The 17,385-nt window shown below is 29.8% G+C and carries 18 protein-coding genes; 6 read left to right on the top strand and 12 right to left on the bottom strand.

What is annotated here, in order from left to right; all coding sequences use genetic code 11:
• The first annotated feature begins 52 nt into the window (after nt 1-52).
• The 6 genes from CLCOS_RS04230 (at nt 53) to CLCOS_RS04255 (ending at nt 5,937) form a co-directional block, all read left to right on the top strand.
• A complete protein-coding gene (locus tag CLCOS_RS04230) occupies nt 53-253 on the top strand; it encodes a helix-turn-helix transcriptional regulator (RefSeq protein ID WP_023163472.1) in 201 nt (66 codons plus the stop codon).
• Between the two features lie 4 nt (nt 254-257).
• On the top strand, nt 258-677 hold the full coding sequence (locus CLCOS_RS04235) for a hypothetical protein (protein WP_013238502.1): 420 nt from the start codon (nt 258-260) through the stop codon (nt 675-677).
• 231 nt (nt 678-908) lie between these two features.
• Nucleotides 909-2,075: an iron-containing alcohol dehydrogenase gene (locus tag CLCOS_RS04240; RefSeq protein ID WP_013238501.1), complete on the top strand. Its 1,167-nt coding sequence runs from the start codon at nt 909-911 to the stop codon at nt 2,073-2,075.
• A gap of 181 nt (nt 2,076-2,256) precedes the next feature.
• The gene (locus CLCOS_RS04245; protein WP_063600497.1) at nt 2,257-3,732 is read left to right on the top strand and encodes a spore germination protein; all 1,476 of its coding nucleotides are present in this window, start codon (nt 2,257-2,259) and stop codon (nt 3,730-3,732) included.
• Nucleotides 3,729-4,823, top strand: coding sequence for a GerAB/ArcD/ProY family transporter (locus tag CLCOS_RS04250; protein WP_063600498.1), 1,095 nt, complete (start codon nt 3,729-3,731; stop codon nt 4,821-4,823). The genes CLCOS_RS04245 and CLCOS_RS04250 overlap by 4 nt, the downstream gene beginning before the upstream one ends.
• Nucleotides 4,801-5,937, top strand: a complete 1,137-nt coding sequence (locus CLCOS_RS04255; RefSeq protein WP_430392609.1) for a Ger(x)C family spore germination protein — start codon at nt 4,801-4,803, stop codon at nt 5,935-5,937. Before CLCOS_RS04250 ends, CLCOS_RS04255 begins: the two co-directional genes overlap by 23 nt.
• 52 nt (nt 5,938-5,989) lie before the next feature.
• Here CLCOS_RS04255 and CLCOS_RS04260 read toward each other — a convergent pair whose 3' ends face one another.
• The 12 genes from CLCOS_RS04260 to CLCOS_RS04315 all read right to left on the bottom strand — a co-directional run bounded on the left by CLCOS_RS04260 (nt 5,990) and on the right by CLCOS_RS04315 (nt 17,381).
• Nucleotides 5,990-6,493 carry a hypothetical protein gene (locus CLCOS_RS04260; protein ID WP_063600500.1) on the bottom strand — a complete coding sequence of 168 codons (504 nt, stop codon included), beginning with the start codon at nt 6,491-6,493 and terminating at the stop codon, nt 5,990-5,992.
• A gap of 2 nt (nt 6,494-6,495) precedes the next feature.
• Nucleotides 6,496-8,946 carry a glutathionylspermidine synthase family protein gene (locus CLCOS_RS04265; protein WP_063600501.1) on the bottom strand — a complete coding sequence of 817 codons (2,451 nt, stop codon included), beginning with the start codon at nt 8,944-8,946 and terminating at the stop codon, nt 6,496-6,498.
• A 73-nt stretch (nt 8,947-9,019) separates the two neighbouring features.
• Nucleotides 9,020-9,394 (bottom strand): hypothetical protein, encoded by a 375-nt coding sequence (locus tag CLCOS_RS04270; RefSeq protein WP_063600502.1) that lies wholly within the window; start codon nt 9,392-9,394, stop codon nt 9,020-9,022.
• A 6-nt stretch (nt 9,395-9,400) separates the two neighbouring features.
• Nucleotides 9,401-10,018 carry a hypothetical protein gene (locus CLCOS_RS04275; protein WP_063600503.1) on the bottom strand — a complete coding sequence of 206 codons (618 nt, stop codon included), beginning with the start codon at nt 10,016-10,018 and terminating at the stop codon, nt 9,401-9,403.
• Entirely contained in the window at nt 10,015-10,242 is a 228-nt protein-coding gene (locus CLCOS_RS04280) for a hypothetical protein (protein WP_063600504.1), read from the bottom strand. The genes CLCOS_RS04275 and CLCOS_RS04280 overlap by 4 nt, the downstream gene beginning before the upstream one ends.
• A gap of 199 nt (nt 10,243-10,441) precedes the next feature.
• Nucleotides 10,442-10,918 (bottom strand): hypothetical protein, encoded by a 477-nt coding sequence (locus CLCOS_RS04285; protein WP_063600505.1) that lies wholly within the window; start codon nt 10,916-10,918, stop codon nt 10,442-10,444.
• A gap of 141 nt (nt 10,919-11,059) precedes the next feature.
• Entirely contained in the window at nt 11,060-11,875 is an 816-nt protein-coding gene (locus tag CLCOS_RS04290; RefSeq protein WP_013238491.1) for an SGNH/GDSL hydrolase family protein, read from the bottom strand.
• Nucleotides 11,876-11,896: 21 nt separating this feature from the next.
• The gene (locus CLCOS_RS04295; protein WP_063600506.1) at nt 11,897-12,901 is read right to left on the bottom strand and encodes an ABC transporter permease subunit; all 1,005 of its coding nucleotides are present in this window, start codon (nt 12,899-12,901) and stop codon (nt 11,897-11,899) included.
• A gap of 16 nt (nt 12,902-12,917) precedes the next feature.
• Nucleotides 12,918-13,832, bottom strand: coding sequence for an ABC transporter ATP-binding protein (locus CLCOS_RS04300; RefSeq protein WP_063600507.1), 915 nt, complete (start codon nt 13,830-13,832; stop codon nt 12,918-12,920).
• A gap of 222 nt (nt 13,833-14,054) precedes the next feature.
• Nucleotides 14,055-15,518, bottom strand: a complete 1,464-nt coding sequence (locus CLCOS_RS04305) for an aryl-sulfate sulfotransferase (protein ID WP_063600508.1) — start codon at nt 15,516-15,518, stop codon at nt 14,055-14,057.
• A gap of 27 nt (nt 15,519-15,545) precedes the next feature.
• Entirely contained in the window at nt 15,546-16,565 is a 1,020-nt protein-coding gene (locus CLCOS_RS04310) for an ABC transporter substrate-binding protein (protein ID WP_063600509.1), read from the bottom strand.
• A 36-nt stretch (nt 16,566-16,601) separates the two neighbouring features.
• Nucleotides 16,602-17,381: an ABC transporter ATP-binding protein gene (locus tag CLCOS_RS04315; protein ID WP_063600510.1), complete on the bottom strand. Its 780-nt coding sequence runs from the start codon at nt 17,379-17,381 to the stop codon at nt 16,602-16,604.
• Nucleotides 17,382-17,385: the final 4 nt, after the last annotated feature.

The raw sequence follows: 17,385 nt of genomic DNA on the forward strand, positions 1-17,385 counted from the left end.
TATACTATAATTGTAAAGTGTACTATACATTTAGGAGATGAATCTTCAAAATATGAAAAATAAAATTAGGGAACTTCGGAAAGAAAGAAAAATCACACAAGAAGAATTAGCAGATTTCTGCAATGTAACAAGACAAACAATAATATCACTGGAAAATGGTAAATATAATCCATCCATTTTTCTTGCTTATAAGATAGCAAAGATATTTAACATGACGATTGAACAAGTATTTATTTTTGAAGAGGAGGAATAGTTTTATGTATCATGCTAAAAGAAATCTTATATATTTTATATTTCAAACTATTTTCGGTATTATTGCACTGTTATTTTTTATATTTGGAGATTTTGCAAACAATCACAGTAAAGATATACTTTCAGGAATTGGCATCTCTTTTACAATCGCTGGAGTTATTGGCATTGCCACCAGCCTAAAGTTGTTAAAGGATCCTAAAAAAGCAGCAAAAATTGAAATGGCACAAACAGAAGAGCGTACACAATTCATAAAAGCAAAGACAAAATCTTTTGTTTACACTATAATGATTTACCTTGAATCAGCAGTTATTATTGTAACTGGACTTTTAGGATTTAGAACAATTTGTATTACACTTTCAGCTATTGTGCTTTTAAAAGTTATATTGAATCTCATCTTTTCCAACTACTATATGAAAAAATACTAATCTAAAGATATACCGTTTTACTTCATAATACGGTATATTTTTATTTTCTACTTCACATAATAGAAATATACTTATCAATAGTTTAATATTTACAAAGATATACGTTCTAAAACATAACAAAATATTACCAAAACTGATTTGCATAATCCATATAAGTATAGTATAATCAGTTAGATAATATTTTAACAATCTTTTTAAAAAATACTTTATGTATTTACAAGGAGGATAAAAATGGCAAGATTTACTTTACCAAGAGACATTTATTTTGGAGAAAATTCATTAGAAACCTTGAAAGACCTAGATGGAAAAAAAGCTGTTATTGTCGTAGGTGGTGGATCCATGAAACGATTTGGATTCCTTGATAAGGTAGTAAACTACTTAAAAGAAGCAGGTATTGAATCAAAATTAATAGAAGGAGTTGAACCAGATCCATCTGTAGAAACTGTTATGAATGGCGCTAAACTAATGAGAGAATATGAACCAGATTTAATAGTATCAATAGGTGGGGGTTCACCAATTGACGCAGCAAAAGCTATGTGGATATTCTATGAATACCCTGAGTTTACTTTTAAAGAGGCTGTGGTTCCTTTTGGTCTTCCTAAATTAAGACAAAAAGCAACATTTATAGCTATACCTTCTACAAGTGGTACTGCAACAGAAGTAACGGCATTTTCTGTAATAACAGACTATAAAGCTAAAATTAAATATCCTTTAGCTGACTTCAATTTAACACCAGATATAGCTATAATTGATCCAGCATTAGCTCAAACAATGCCACCTAAATTAACTGCACATACTGGAATGGATGCACTTACCCATGCTATTGAAGCATATGTTGCAGGACTTCATTCAGTTTTCTCAGATCCTCTTGCTATTCAAGCTATAGTTATGGTAAATCAGTATTTAATTAAATCTTACAATGAAGATAAAGAAGCTAGAAACCAAATGCATTTAGCTCAATGTTTAGCTGGAATGGCATTTTCAAATGCACTTCTTGGAATAACTCACAGTTTAGCACATAAAACAGGTGCAGTATTCCATATCCCTCATGGATGTGCCAATGCAATATATCTTCCTTATGTTATAGATTTCAATAAAAAAGCTTGTGCACCAAGATATGCTGAAATAGCTAGGAGTCTTAAACTTCCAGGAAATACTGATGATGAATTAGTAGATTCATTAACCAACATGATTAAAGATATGAATAAGAGTATGGATATTCCTTTAACATTAAAAGATTACGGAGTAGATGAAAAAGAATTTAAAGATAGTGAAGATTTTATAGCTCACAATGCCGTATTAGATGCCTGCACTGGATCAAATCCTAGAAGTATAAATGATACTGAAATGAAAAAGTTATTAGAATACATCTATTATGGTAAAAAGGTTGATTTTTAATCTATTTTATTCTATAAAAACCAGAAGTTTAAAAGCTTCTGGTTTTTTGTACAATAACTATTAACTTTTCATTCTTAACTATTAATTAAATTATTCGTAGGGGTATCCTCCCGAGTAATCATGGGATAAATATAAAAAAAAAGAGCATACTAACTATATTATTAATGGGGAGGTGATAAACATGCAAAACACAGAAACCGCAATTGATTCTAACATTGATAATATAAAAAATTTGGTTGGTAACAAATCCGAATTAGTAATAAAATATATATTTATTGGAGATAAAAATAGTTTAACAGCTGCTGTTATATATTTGAATGCTCAAACAGATAAGAATATTATAGATAGAGATATACTAAATCCTCTAATGCTTCACGTACATGAAGATATATCAACTATTAAAAATGTGGATGACTATTTATGCAAAAAGTATATTGCTGCAAGTAATACAAGTATAGAAACTGATATAAATACAATCCCAGATAGTATAAATAGTGGTAAAACTGTAATAGTACTTAATGGTATTTCAAATTTTATTGTAATAGATACTTCAGGTGGTACTTACAGGCAAATTTCTGAACCGATTAGCGATGTGTCATTAAGAGGCCCAAGAGAAGGATTTGTAGAAAACCTTGACACAAATATAAGCATACTACGAAGAAGAATAAAAGATAAAAAGCTAACTTTACATAAATTTAAATTAGGAAGACGAAGTCAAAGTAATTTTGTCATAGTGTATATTGAAGATATAGTTGACAAAGACTTTTTAAGCAGCATAGAGGAGAAAATAAGTAAAATAGATAAGGATTTTGTAGCCGCAAATAGTACAATTGAACAACTCATAGAAGAACACACGTACAGCCTTTTTCCTCAAACTATAGGATCTGAAAGGCCAGATATAATAGTAGCTGCACTAATGGAAGGCAGAATTGCCTTTTTATTAGAGGGAACTCCCTACGTTACAACTTATCCAACTACATTTGTAGAATTTTTTCAAACACCAGAAGATTATTATGGAAGAACAGTTCAAGCATTTTTTACAAGAATCCTAAGATTTATAGCTGCTTTCATAGTAATAACTCTTCCAGCAATTTATATAACTTTTATTAAATTCAATCCTGATCTCATACCTATTGAATTTGTAGAGTCACTCGTGGAATCTAGAAAAGGAATAGCTCTAACACCTTTTATGTCACTTTTGGCTATGAATTTAACTATAGAGTTTTTAAGAGAAGGCGGTTTAAGACTTCCTGGTAAAATTGGCCAAACCCTTAGTGTAGTTGGGGGTATTATTATCGGAGATGCTGCTATTAAAGCTAAAATAGTAAGTTCTTCTACGTTATTTGTTGCTGGTATTTCTACTGTATCCTCTTTTTTAATATCAAATTATCAAATGTCCATTGCAATAAGACTTCTTGCATATCCCATGCTTATACTTTCAAATTGGCTTGGTGTGCTTGGAATAATTATAGGATGGTTTTTTATATTATCCTATCTCTGCTCCCTTGAAAACTTTGGAGTACCTTATTTTGAATTCAATAAAAGCGATATGAAAGATACTTTTATAAGAGCACCCATTAAAGATATGATTAAACGACCTAAAATTATACCTAATATAAATCCTATAAGGCAGCGTTTTAGGGGGAAAAATAAATGAATAAAACTCAAAATACATTTATAACATCAAGTGAATTTACATTTTTTTTACTTTCATCTTTTATTGGTATTGGAAGTTTATATTTACCTAACTCTGTCATAAAAGATGCCAGACAAGACGGATGGATAGGCTGCATAATAGGTGCAGTATATCCCCTATATATATTAATATTAGCAAATTACACCTGTAATAAATTCCCAAGTGATGACATATTCGGCCTTAGTAAAAAATCTCTTGGTAAAATCTTAGGTAGTATTTTGAATTTTATATTTATAACATTTTTTATATTTGTAACCTCTACTGAACTTACAGGCTTATCTAATACATTTAAAGTATATGCCACAGCATTTTTAAAAGATTACCAAATATTTTTGCCTGTACTAACTGTTGCAGCTTACACAGCTTATAAAGGTATGAAACCCTTAAGTAGATTATGTAAAATAATTTTTTATTTAGCGCTAATACTACTTTTGGTACCTGTTGCAACTTTAAAATACGGAACTTATTTAAATCTTATGCCTGTATTGGGTTCAGGTTTTAAAAATATATTAATATCTTCAAAAGAAACAGCTTTTTTTTATTGCGGTGCTGAAATTGCTTTTTTTATTTACCCCTTCCTTGAAGATAAGAGCAAGTTACTAAAATGTGGAATAACAAGCACTGTAATTACTATGTTTGTTTATACGTGGTTTGTTTTTTTAGCCATATATTATTTGGGTATTGAAATTTCACCTAAGTACTTATGCCCAATATTAACATTAGCTGATAGTATAAATATACCTATTATCAATAGTTTTAGGTACATATTTGTATCATTGTGGGGATTGGTAGTATTAAGATGTATATCTATTTATTATTTTTCATCTTGCTATAGCATGAATAGACTTATAAATAAAATATCCCCCCAAACATTTGCCTTAATTTTATGCCCTATAATTTTATTTTTATCAAGCTTATATGGAACTCCTACTAGAAGGAGACATTATACAGACATGATAATGTCATTTTATTTGATATACAACTTAATTTATATTTCACTAATAGTAATTTTAATAAGTTTTAAAAAAGGTGGTAACTTTGAAAAAGAATAAATTTTTTATACTAATTTTAATCATATTAATTTTTGTAATATCCTTTATGGGCACAAAAGGAGAACTTGTTGAAAACCTACAAATACCTGTGGGAGTTGGAGCCGATATAGAAAAAACTTCTTCCTATACTACTTATATTGTACCAATTCTTATGCACTCATTTGAATCTGGTAATAAAATAGTAAGCAATGTACTTACAGGAAAGGGCTCAACTGTAGGAAGAACTAGAGAAAATAGGCAGCTAAAATCTAGTAAAAAGTTTTTACTAGGTATTAATAGAATATATATTTTCAGTGAAGAAGCTTCTAGAAATGGCATAAAAAATTTTATAGATATAATTCTTAATAATGCAAATACAAATGACAGGGCATTTTCTGTAGTATGTAAAGGGAAAGTTGAAGATATATTTAAATATAACGTAAAAGGTTATGCTAGTTCTGCAGAATATATTTATGAAATGGTAAAAAACTCAAATCAATTTAATTTTTTTCCTTCACAGTATACCATAATGGATATTATAGTAAGAATAGATGCAGAAGGTAGAAATACATTGCTCCCCTATATAGAAATTACAGGTGATAAAAATAGTGGCGGAGGTAACCTAATTAAAACTACAGGTGTTGCCATATTTAACAAAGATAAAATGATTGCAAAAACAGATGTGAAAGAGGCTAAGATCATAAATCTTCTAAAAGAAAGTAATGTAAAAGGAATTTTAACATTACAACAAAATTCGAAAAAGTATACGGATTTTTATGCAACTTCTAAGAGAAAAGTTAAGTGTTACAAGGAGAATGGCAAATATAATTTTATAATAAATTTGGATTTAAAGGGTACTGTGATAGATAATGAATTATATAATAATATGTATAAAGATTTAAAAGAAACGAAGGAATTTGAACAAAGTATGGAAAGTTCAGTTAAGGAAATGTGTGATAATACTATAAATAAAATAAAAAGTCAATATAAAGTTGATGTTTTAGACCTGGGTAGGGTGGCTGCTGCTAAATACGGCAGGGAAACAGGCACAGATTGGAATGAAGTAATAAGCAATTCTAATATACAAGTTAATGTAAAAGTTAAAGTAGATAGCCAGGGAAGAGGCGATTATTAAGCTCTATGTATTTATATTAAATATTTGAAAAAGGAGTATGTTTTGCTCCTTTTTAATCATCAAAGTCCTTTATATCACTTTTGTTAATCAAAATTTCATACTCATACTTTGTATTGACTTTACCACTCAAGTTTTTATATGAAGCCGCAAAAACAGAAACTGTATCATTTTTTCCTAAGTTATTCTTAAAGAGATCCATTGATTTTTTTGCAATTGATTTATTTGCAATTTTTAATATTGATTCTTTTTCCCCTTCAGTATAACTTTCTATTATAGTTACACCTTCTGTAACATCTACATTATCAGATAAGGTTTTAGATCCATCTATAGGTTCTACTTGAAATACATATTCCATCTTATCATTATCATTATTTCCTTTACCTAAATAAAACCCACCAACCTCATGCAATTGATAAGTTCCAACATAAGATTTATTTACAAGTTTTTCATATTTTTTCACATATACAACAACTAAAGAAATTAGCAGTACAACGGCAATTCCAATTATAACTATTTTTTTATTTTTATATCTTTTATTAGCATTTTCTTTATTCATCCTTATACCATCCTATCAATATATACAGGCATATATATGCAGTTTTCTCTAGTAATTAAATCTCCTAGCCTGCAGTACATTCCAATAAATTCACTTTCACTATAGAAACATCCAAGTATCGGAAATAAATTTTTTCTATCTTCACCAAATGTTGACCTACATATATAGTTTAAAGTTTTTATATTAATTCTCTCTTGAAAAATATAGTTATCCAGATTGTTTATATCCTGACAAGATAGCTGTCCCCTAGTGTATATCCCCTCTCCTTCCCTTTCTAATATGGGTTTACAGATATAATCTATGGTTTTCATAGATTTATTACTAAAATCAGTACATGGAATGTATTTTAGTATTACGCTTTTTTCACGCTGTGTAAAAAAATCTGTTCCAAGCATTTCATATACCACAGCAAAAATGGACTTACTTTGCCCTATCATAGTTACAGGTTGATTTATACAATTTTCATTATTTATCCACTTTCCAACATCTTGCATATTGAATTTTTCAAACCAATTTAGTGGAAAATACCTATAAATCATATCAACTTTATCATCAAAGTAATATAACCTACCATTTTCAACTCTTAGATTATACACATTACCTCTTATCACTCTAATTCCGTATTTGTCACTTATTTTTTTTATTATGTTATATACAATATCTATATTATAGTAATCTTCATAATAACATGTACTAAATATTCCTATAGTCTTTGGGGAATATTTTATTATATATCCTTCAATATTTTCACTTAAAATGTTTTTGAAATTCTTATTTGGATTTTGCACATTACGTTTATATCTATTTACAAGATAGTCATTTACAATAGTACTTTCATATAGTCCAGCAGGAGTTTCATTATTTAGCTCCATAAGTTTCAAATTGTTATCCGTATCCAGAGCCCAATCCATTCTTCCTAAAATACTCAAGTACTTAAAATCTTTTGATGAATATATACTTTCACTTACATTTGATGTTCCTAAAATTTCATCAAACCATCCCTTATTTTTATATACAAATTCAGAAACCTTCCTAAATATGTTCAATACTTCACAGGAAGCATTTTTTAACTCTTCAAATTTGTCACTACTTAAGATGACTTCATCTAAAGATATGTACTCTCTTGCATTATTATAGGCACCGTTGAATCCTAGCTTTACGAGATCTAAATTTACCTTTTTAAACTCACTATATCTATCTTTTATATTTTTATTATATTTTAGATTTAGTTTAGGATTTCTTATTCCTATTGGAGTTATAAATGTAGTTTCATTATTTGTAAGATAGTCATAGTTCCATCTGGAGCATATTCCCCTTATTTCATTACATGTGAGATAAACTCCCAAATTGCAAAAAGCATCAACAGTATGAGGATATCCTCCTCTTAATTCAACTATATTGTCTTTTCTTATCTCCCTAAACTCTTGAATAACGTAATAATTCCTATACTCTTTAATGTCATCTAAAATACTTTTCCATTCTTCTTTTGAATACAGCTTTCCTATAAATACATCTTCGCTATAACGTCCAAGTATAGGCTTTATTACATATTTATCCTTATTATATCTAGCCTTATCAAAATTCGTATCACTTAATAACTCTGTATATGGGATACATTCTCTTACGACACTTGCAGTACCTTCATCTAACCTATTTTCTCTCAATAATTTGTGAAAATAGGCAAATATACTTTTACTTTGAAGAATTATTACTCTAGGATCATTTAATATAAGCACCTTATTTTTTTCATATAAATTTAAAAGAAGTTTAATGTCATTAACCTCATATAAATTTTCACATGGAAATTGCCTCAAAATAACATCTATGTGCCTATTAAAACAATATACTTCTTCATCTTTAATGTATATATTATTACTTCCACCAAAAATTACATTTATCCTATCATCTTCAAGCCATTTTCTATAGAGCATTGATAAATGGACTTCTTCATAATGACATGGATCCGCCAGAACTAATACATTGATTTTTTTGCTGCCATAATACTTTTGAATTATTGAATTAAATTTTTCTCTAAAATTTTCAGAAAAGCCTCTATTTACATTATTATTGCAATTAAAGTATTCACCTACTGCGAGCTCCCTTTGGGCACAGGGCTTGTCATAGTTGCCTTCACTAAAAAATATTTTGCCATCATACTGGAGAAAGCAATCATATCTTGTCCAAAAAATATCTGGAATTTCTCTATTCAAATGCATTATTTCATCTTTAAGAGGGAAATCAGGAATCATGCTGCCATAATCATTGTATTTAATTTTGAAGTTATTTAACACATCTAAAGACAGTCTATTAATTACATTAGTGTAATTCTTTATTTTATTGTATTCAATTTCTGTTAAATAAAAAGGATATGGAGAATAGACATCTCCTTTTCTTCTGCAGTGTATTGAGTAATATTCAAAAAGTAATTCATCTACCACATTGTTATATTTCATCCTACTAAACTCCTTATTATAAGTCTCATACTTGCTGTCCTGTTTTTAGCCAATTTTTACTAAAGTATATAGTCTATCCAGCCACACTACCAGCATGTACACCACTATAACCAGAAGTACTTATATGGTCTGAAGAAGATGTAACTCCTCCATTGCTAGTCTTAATGCTGCTTATATTAGAGCTTGTATATGGACTTACCACTCCACTGGTAGAATTTGTCCAACTGTGCCACCCATAAAAATCCACATTTGATTTACCTTCATTTGATACTCTGTATCCTTCAAAAAAACTATTAGGATAGTACACAAAAGGTGAAGTGCAGCCAGACTGCTGCTGTGCTGCATTCTCCTGATCCTGCTCAGTTATATAATTTTGATTGTATGTATATATTGAGCTTCCAACCAAAGCTGATATAATTAATCCTAATGCTGCTTTTTTCTTATTCATCTAACTTCAATTCCTCTTTTCCTTTAACTTACTCACATTAATTCCAATATTGTTAGCCTTTAAGTAATTCAAATACTCCTTTACATCTTCTTTTATATTTTCATCGCATACATATAGTACGTTATGGATTTTTAAAAAATTCAACATTTCAACTTCCGGCAAATCCTCTTCTGTTATTTCATATTGATTATTATATTGATTTACACTGTTTATTTCAATATCCACATATCGATTATTATCAAGTATAATCATGTATTTATCATAATTTTTTAAACGTGTGCTTGAAAATAAAGCAAGCTTTTTTAATATAGGCTTGCTTTTAACTACTCCAAAATCGTGGCACACCATATTAAAATCTGGTACTATAGTATATTTATCTCTATACTTATAGCCGTATTCAAGTCCCCTGCCTCCTGGTATATCCAGTATAACTAAACTTTCTTCATTTCCAACAGATTTAATTTTAGTCATATCTAATTGTATGTTACTTTCAATATCTACATTCTCTAAATTTACAACAGATGTAAAAACAAGAGATTTTATAAAGCAGGACATTACTCCTGCATTTAAATAAAAATTTTTATATATGTTGTAATAATATTCCTTAATAGCTTCATCTATCAATACCCAAGGCTCCCTTCCCTTTCAACTACAACAGAAAAACATTTTTTTAAATTTATACAATGAGAAAGTCCTCTTTCGTCTTCTATTTCTATAAAATCATCTGTTACTCCCATAACAGTTACATCCTTTAATGACGTATCTTCCTGTTCATTATTATAAGATTCTATACTAGCATAGATATATATATTAACCTTAGTTCCCAAATATTTTTGTAACCCAACCATTTATGTATCCTCCTATTTTATTTATAACTTAATGATACAATTATATTATTATTTTCCTATAATGTTAACTACTTTTTTAAAATATACAAAAATTTGTTTCATTTACTATATTTTAATTGGCATGAACAAATATGCCCTATAAGCAAACCTTTAAAAGTCTACTTTATAGGGCATAAATCATATATCAAATTTATTTTAATCAAGCTTTACTAGGTTTTTCTGAACCTTGTAATTGATTATGTTTTTTTTCATTATCACTGCTTTCCTTATCATCAGTATGAATACTATGGTCACCAGATTCAACATCATTACTAGCAGCATTAATGTCATCACTTATATTTTCCTGACAAACTTCAGCTGGAGTTAATAATTCTAAGCATTTTGAAACTTTTTTATTTATCATATTAATAGCTAATAAAACAATTGAAATACCTCCATATAGTGCAATTGGTTCAAATATCCCTGGAAGCAATTGTGATGAAAGCAGCTGTTTAGTAACAGTAGCAGCAGAATATCCTTGAGCCACATATTGATTAGTAGCTTGCCTAAACAAATAAATGTTATTAGCTAATGATGCAATTCCAAGAACTGCCACAACTAAAGCAGCAGCATTCAAAATTTTTGAAACATAAATCTTGTTTGATTTCTTTAATCCAGTTTTATCTTTAACTTTCATAATAATTTATCTCCACTTCTGTCTTTAACGGTTATATTATAAATTTACCGTTATTTAATTATTTAGTAACATATTACTTCATTGACTTATGTTACTAAATAATTGTTTCATTTAGGTGGCAATATTGTTAACAATTTATAACTATTTATAATTTTTCAATGCTTCAAACATTCTTTTTGAAATGGCCTCATAACCTATAGAATTAGGATGAAAATTATCTGCAGCAAAATAATTTCCTGAATTATATTTAAAAAGGTCATATGTAGGAATATATATGGCATTATCATCTGACGATACAAGTTGGTCTGTTTTATAGTTCCACTCATTTAAAAGTTCCAATTTATCTTCAGTTAACTCGCTTCCAAAAGGATTATACAATCCAATAAACACAATTATACTATTTTGATTTCTACTTCTTATTAATTTAAAAACATCTGATAGATTTTTCATGTATTTATTTTCAACTGTCTTCAAACTATCTGTCTGAACAGCAGAGGGAACTGTACTTGAATTTTTAAAATTTTTTATTTCATTTCCACCAATAGAAATAAAAATCATATTTGAATCCTGTACATACTGTAAGGTCTGTTTACTTTTTACTATATTTAAAAGTCCAGAAGATACATCACCATTAACAGCAATGTTGGTAACGTCTATAGATTTTTTAGTTTTACTTTTCCAAAGTTTAGAAAAATCATTTGCAAATCCACTATTAGTTTCATCCCCGGTTCCTCTTGCCAGTGAATCACCCATAACTAAAATATTATAGGAATTACTGTTTAATTTCTTTATTTTAGTATCCACAGCCTTATTCTCACTTCCCTTATTTGTAACTTTACTACTGGTGATGCCCGATGCATTAGTAATACTAATAGAATATGCAAATCCTGCTGCAAATACTATTGTAAATATACATGCAGCAATAGATAAAATTGTAAATCTTGATTTTTTATTCATTACACTTTTCCCCCTCTGCCTCTAAACCAACACATCTTGTCTTTGAAATACGCTGAAACTTATAACTAAAGCTGCAATCGACCATAAACACAGCACTGATGCAGAAAAAGAAAGGCTCATTCCAGAAACAGGTTGATAAGATGCCGTTAAATATTGTGTTAAATCCAAATTTACAGCAAAGAAATATTTAATCATGGGCCAATCCTGCAAAAACATCTGGAGGAATCCCCCTCCTATTAAAGTTGCCAGCATTATACCCACAGATGTGACAGTATTTCTCACTATTACAGAAACCATAAAAGATAAAGTTGCAATATTTACAGAAACAAACCATCCAAGTGAATATACTAAGATAGCATACTGCCATTGGTAAATTCTTATTACATTTGAGGAATCCAGCTTATTTCCTATAACTTTAAATCCCGTTGCCATAGGTTCATTCCATCCACCGCTGTGAAATGCAAAGCTTGATATTATTACACACATAAGTGCTGACTCTAAAATTACTATACATGATAAAATCAAAACCCCAATGTACTTGCTAAGTAATATCTTCCACCTTGGAACAGCCCTAGTTAACAATACCTTTATTGTTTTGGAGGAAAATTCTCCAGAAACAGCATCTCCTGCTAATATAATTATAAGCAGCGGTAAAAACAAATAGATTGCCTCATCCATAAAATCAATAGTAAATTTTGCACTAGTTGGAGTTATTGGATTTATGTTGTGATTTATATAATACTGCAGCTGTTCAATCTGAATGTTTATTGAATTTTTTCTGTCCTCTTTTATATATTGGCTATTCATAGTATTTTTCAAATATAATATCTGCTGATTCACCATTGACTTCCAATTATAATTTTGAGTTTGTCCCGGTGTACCTGAAAATCTCATTATCGTATGTTTATATGATGCATTTTCTCCATAACAAAAAAGGGATACAAGTACAAGTAAAATTACAGAAATAAGAACTAATTTCTTCTTTGAAAGCATCTTAAGTACTTCATTTTCAATTAATCTTATCAAATTTTATGCCCCCCAATTAAATAATTTGATTTCCCTCTGTCAGATTCAAAAACAAATCCTCTAGTGTCTTGTTTTTGTTGTCAACATACTTTATCATAAGTCCTCGTTCTACAAAGCAGGAATTTATCTCTTGAAGCTTTTCCAGCGAAACATTTGCTTCAAGCCTTTCTTCAACTACATTTCCTTTAACTTTCCAATTTTCTTCTAAAATTTTCCTTCCCTTTTCATTGTCACTTAAAACCCAGAATACCCCCTGATTACTTAATAATTTATCTACATCTGCACTTTCCAAAACTGTTTGCCCGTTTTTAATTATAGTTACTTTGTCACACATAAGTTCAATTTCAGCAATAATATGACTTGATACAAGTACGGAAATATTTTTTTCACTTGCCAATAGCTTTACTAAGTTTCTAAGTTCACTTATTCCAGATGGATCAAGTCCATTAGTTGGTTCATCTAAAATGAGAAGTTTGGGATTATGCATTAAAGCCTGTGCAATTCCAAGCCTCTGTTTCATTCCAAGAGAATAGGTACTTACCTTGTCTTTAATTCTATTTTTCAAGCCTACCAAATCTACTACATTTATTATATCCTTTTCTGTAACATCTCTACTCATGGATGCCAACATCTTTAAATTATCTATTCCACTAATATAGTTATATAAATCAGGTCCTTCTATGATACAACCCACATTTGACATAGCTTTTACATAATTTTTAGTTATAGAGTATCCACATATATCTATTTTCCCGGAAGTAGGCTTTGAAAGTCCTACAATCATACGAAGTGTCGTTGATTTTCCTGCTCCATTAGGGCCTAAAAATCCCATTACTTCTCCTTGCTTCATTGAAAAACTTATTCCTTTAATTATCTGCCTGCCCTTTATTGTTTTTGTAACATTATCCAGTAACAATACTTCATCTCTCATCTTTATACCTTCTTTTTAGGAATTGTATGATATATACTTTATTATGAGTAAATTTATAGTATATATCAATATCAATTGATGGAATTTAATATTTTATTAATTTTAATAAGCTGCTTAAAAAACAAATATACATTTAGAACATATAATAAAAAGGAATTGCTGAACTTTTACTGTGCTCGGCAATTCCTTATAAAAATTTTAGATAATATTAAACATTATATTTTAATCTAGCTTATTTTCTTTTTTCAATTCATCGTAAGTTATAACACAAAAGTTCGAATCACTTCCTTCATATTCTTCAGTTTGATCTACAATCGTTTCTTTTTTGCGTCCTAGACCGGCAGCCCCTGGTACCCTAAATTGATTTTTATCAAGCTTCTCTATCGGTTTCTCTACAGGTTTATCAAGTTGAGGTATCCAACTATAGGGTACTCTATATGATCTATAGACCATATTCATCTTAGTAGAACTTTTTCCATCATATGGGCTTATATATTCCCATACTATTTCATGATCCTCTGTAACTTCTATAATACGTCCATCTGAACCTTCTGTTATAAGTGTATTTCCATTTGGCAAACGTTGAGCATTACTTATAAATGGGCTATAAAATCTTGCAGCGTCCAGTGGATTTATAAAACCAGCTTCTTCTGGAGTATACTGCCATATTATTTTTAAAGTTATGGGATCAAATTCGATAACTCTGGAATAATCTCTTAAAGCATTCCTATTTCCACTTACAGAACCTGGATTTGGAATACCATAACCTCCCCATCCACCATTATCAAATACAAGTATATTTCCTTCTCCTGGAAGGCCCCTAGGTATCATATGTACATTATGTTGTCCTATTATCCAACCTAGATTAATGAGCTCCTCACTTGTATCATAACGAGGTCCTATCTTCCAGACAATTTTTCCTGTTTTCTTATCTATAATAGCTAAAATATTGGCTTCTCTGCTGTCTAAAATAATATTATCTGGATTAAATCTTTCATCTCCACCATCAAACCATTTGTTAGGTCCTATTAACGATATAGAATTTATGTGAAGCCAATCTCCTATGCCGCCGCCTGCTGTCCTCAGGTTTGGATTACGATATAATATATTTTTAGCTGCTTCATCAAAGCCAAATTCATCAAAATGATCACTGGCATTCCACTTCCATATTATATTTCCATCCCAGTTAACTTCAATAATTTTGTCATCCAGTAATATTTTATCAGATATTCTATCATTTTTTACATTTTCATGACATAAAATGAGAGTATTCCCTTTATCAACTTTTGGTTTCATACCAGGAACATAGTATCCTACTGGATTTCCCTCTCTTTGATAATCATGATGCTGCCTTGCCATCCACTTTGGCTTTTGCCCGGGATCTTCTATATATTCATGCCTATTAAATTTCCAAACTATATTTCCATCCCAATCCACCTGTACAAGGTCAGTCATATCCTGAAATCCATATCTTGAATCCCTTTCTCCTGTACTTCCTATAACATATCCACCTGGTAGTATTTTATTAGGAAATCCATGAAGATTCTTCCAAAGTTGAACCTCCTGACCATTCATATCGATTAATAATGCTCCTATATCTTTTGCTTGAAAAATAGTATAACCATTCCAACATTTTTCAGGATTGTATATTGTAACTCCTGTTGGATAAACACTTGGATATCCCATAACTATCCTCTCCATTCATATTTATAATTATTTTATAGCTTCTTGATAATATGACTTATCTGCCCAACTAGCAGTATTAAACTTGTTTGTTATTAAGTTATGATCTAACAAGAACTTTTGCGTTTCATTTAATCTTTTTATTGTATCTTGATTTATCTCCGTTTGTAATACATTAAAATTAGGTGATTCACCACTGTATTGTTGTTTTACAGCCTCCAAACTTAAGCCAGCTTTAGTTAACAATTTATAACTCTCCTCTGGATTTGATTTAAAGTAGTTTCTTGCTTCAATCAACGCTTTGTCTATAGCAACAGGTACTTTGGAATTTTGCTTAATATAACTATCTCTAGCAACTACAATACTCTGAGCACTCATTTCTGGATACTGTCTTGAACTTACAATATTCCTTGCTACTTTTTTAACAGCAGTTAATTGAAGTGCTGAATCATCTGTTAATACAAGTGCATCTAAATTTCCTGAAATAAGTGAAGATTCTGCATCTGTAGTAACATTTACAAGCTGTACGTCTTTATCTGAAAGTCCATTTTTACTTAATATTTCTAATAAAAATTTCTGAGCATATGTTCCCTTTGCAAATCCTATTTTTTTACCTTTAAGATCTTCTACTGTCTTTATTTTAGAATTATTTTGTACAACAATAGTAGAATAAATTTTATTTTGACTTATTCCAATTAAATCTGTTTGCACTCCTTTTGACTTTAACACAACTCCAGGAAAATCTGCATATACTGCAATATCTATTTTATTACTAGTAAGTGCTTCATTTACTGCAGGGCCTTGTCCTGAAAAAGGATTATATTCTACTGTATAACCTATTTTTTTTAATTGTTCCTCAAAAAACTTTTTTTGCTGTGCTATAGCAGCTGCTCCACCTAAAGAATATTGACTTCCAGGATATCCTATTCTAACAACTTTCTTTTCACTATCATTTGTTGAATTACTTGAACTGACTCCACCTTTAGAACATGCTGTAAGTGTAAATATAAAGATCCCTGCAAAAATTACTGATAATAGTTTTCTTTTCATTTATTTATCCTCCAATTTATATAAATTTTAACTATACTAAATTACATAATCCGATACAACGTTATTTTCTACAAAAAATTCACTAAATACATGTTTCCTAAGTACAGAAAAATTATGACTATTTCTATCTCTAGGTCTCGCAATTTCAACAGGTAAGACTTTTTTTATTTTTCCAGGTCTTGAAGACATTATCACAATCCTATCACCTAAATATATAGCTTCATCAATGTCGTGAGTAACCAATATCATAGTAGTTTTTTCTTTTTCCCAAATCTTTAAGATTTCTCTTTGCATTTGTATCCTTGTAAGTGCATCTAATGCACCAAAGGGTTCATCTAAAAGTAAAACTTCAGGTTTATGAACCAACGCCCTTGCAATAGCAGCTCTCTGTGCCATTCCTCCAGATAATTGATGAGGATATGCATTTTCAAACCCCTTTAATCCAACTAGTTCAATATGGTCCAACACAAGCTTTTCTTTCTCATCATTAGAAATATCATATAGTCCAAAGGATACATTATCTTTAATTGTAAGCCATGGCAGAAGCCTGTGATCCTGAAAGACCATTCCAACTTTTGTACCAGGTTTACTTATTTCTCCACCGTTTAAAGTTACAGACCCAGTATTATGCTCAACAAGCCCTGCTATAATTTTAAGCAATGTACTCTTTCCACATCCGCTATGTCCAACAATACTTATGAATTCTCCTTTCCCAATATGTATATTGATATTTTTAAGAATTTCTATTTCTTTATAATTTACCGTATAACTCTTATCTAAATTTTTTATAATTAAATCTCTATCATTTTCTTCCAAAATA

The sequence above is a fragment of the Clostridium coskatii genome (assembly GCF_001675205.1).
Lineage (GTDB): Bacteria > Bacillota > Clostridia > Clostridiales > Clostridiaceae > Clostridium_B > Clostridium_B ljungdahlii.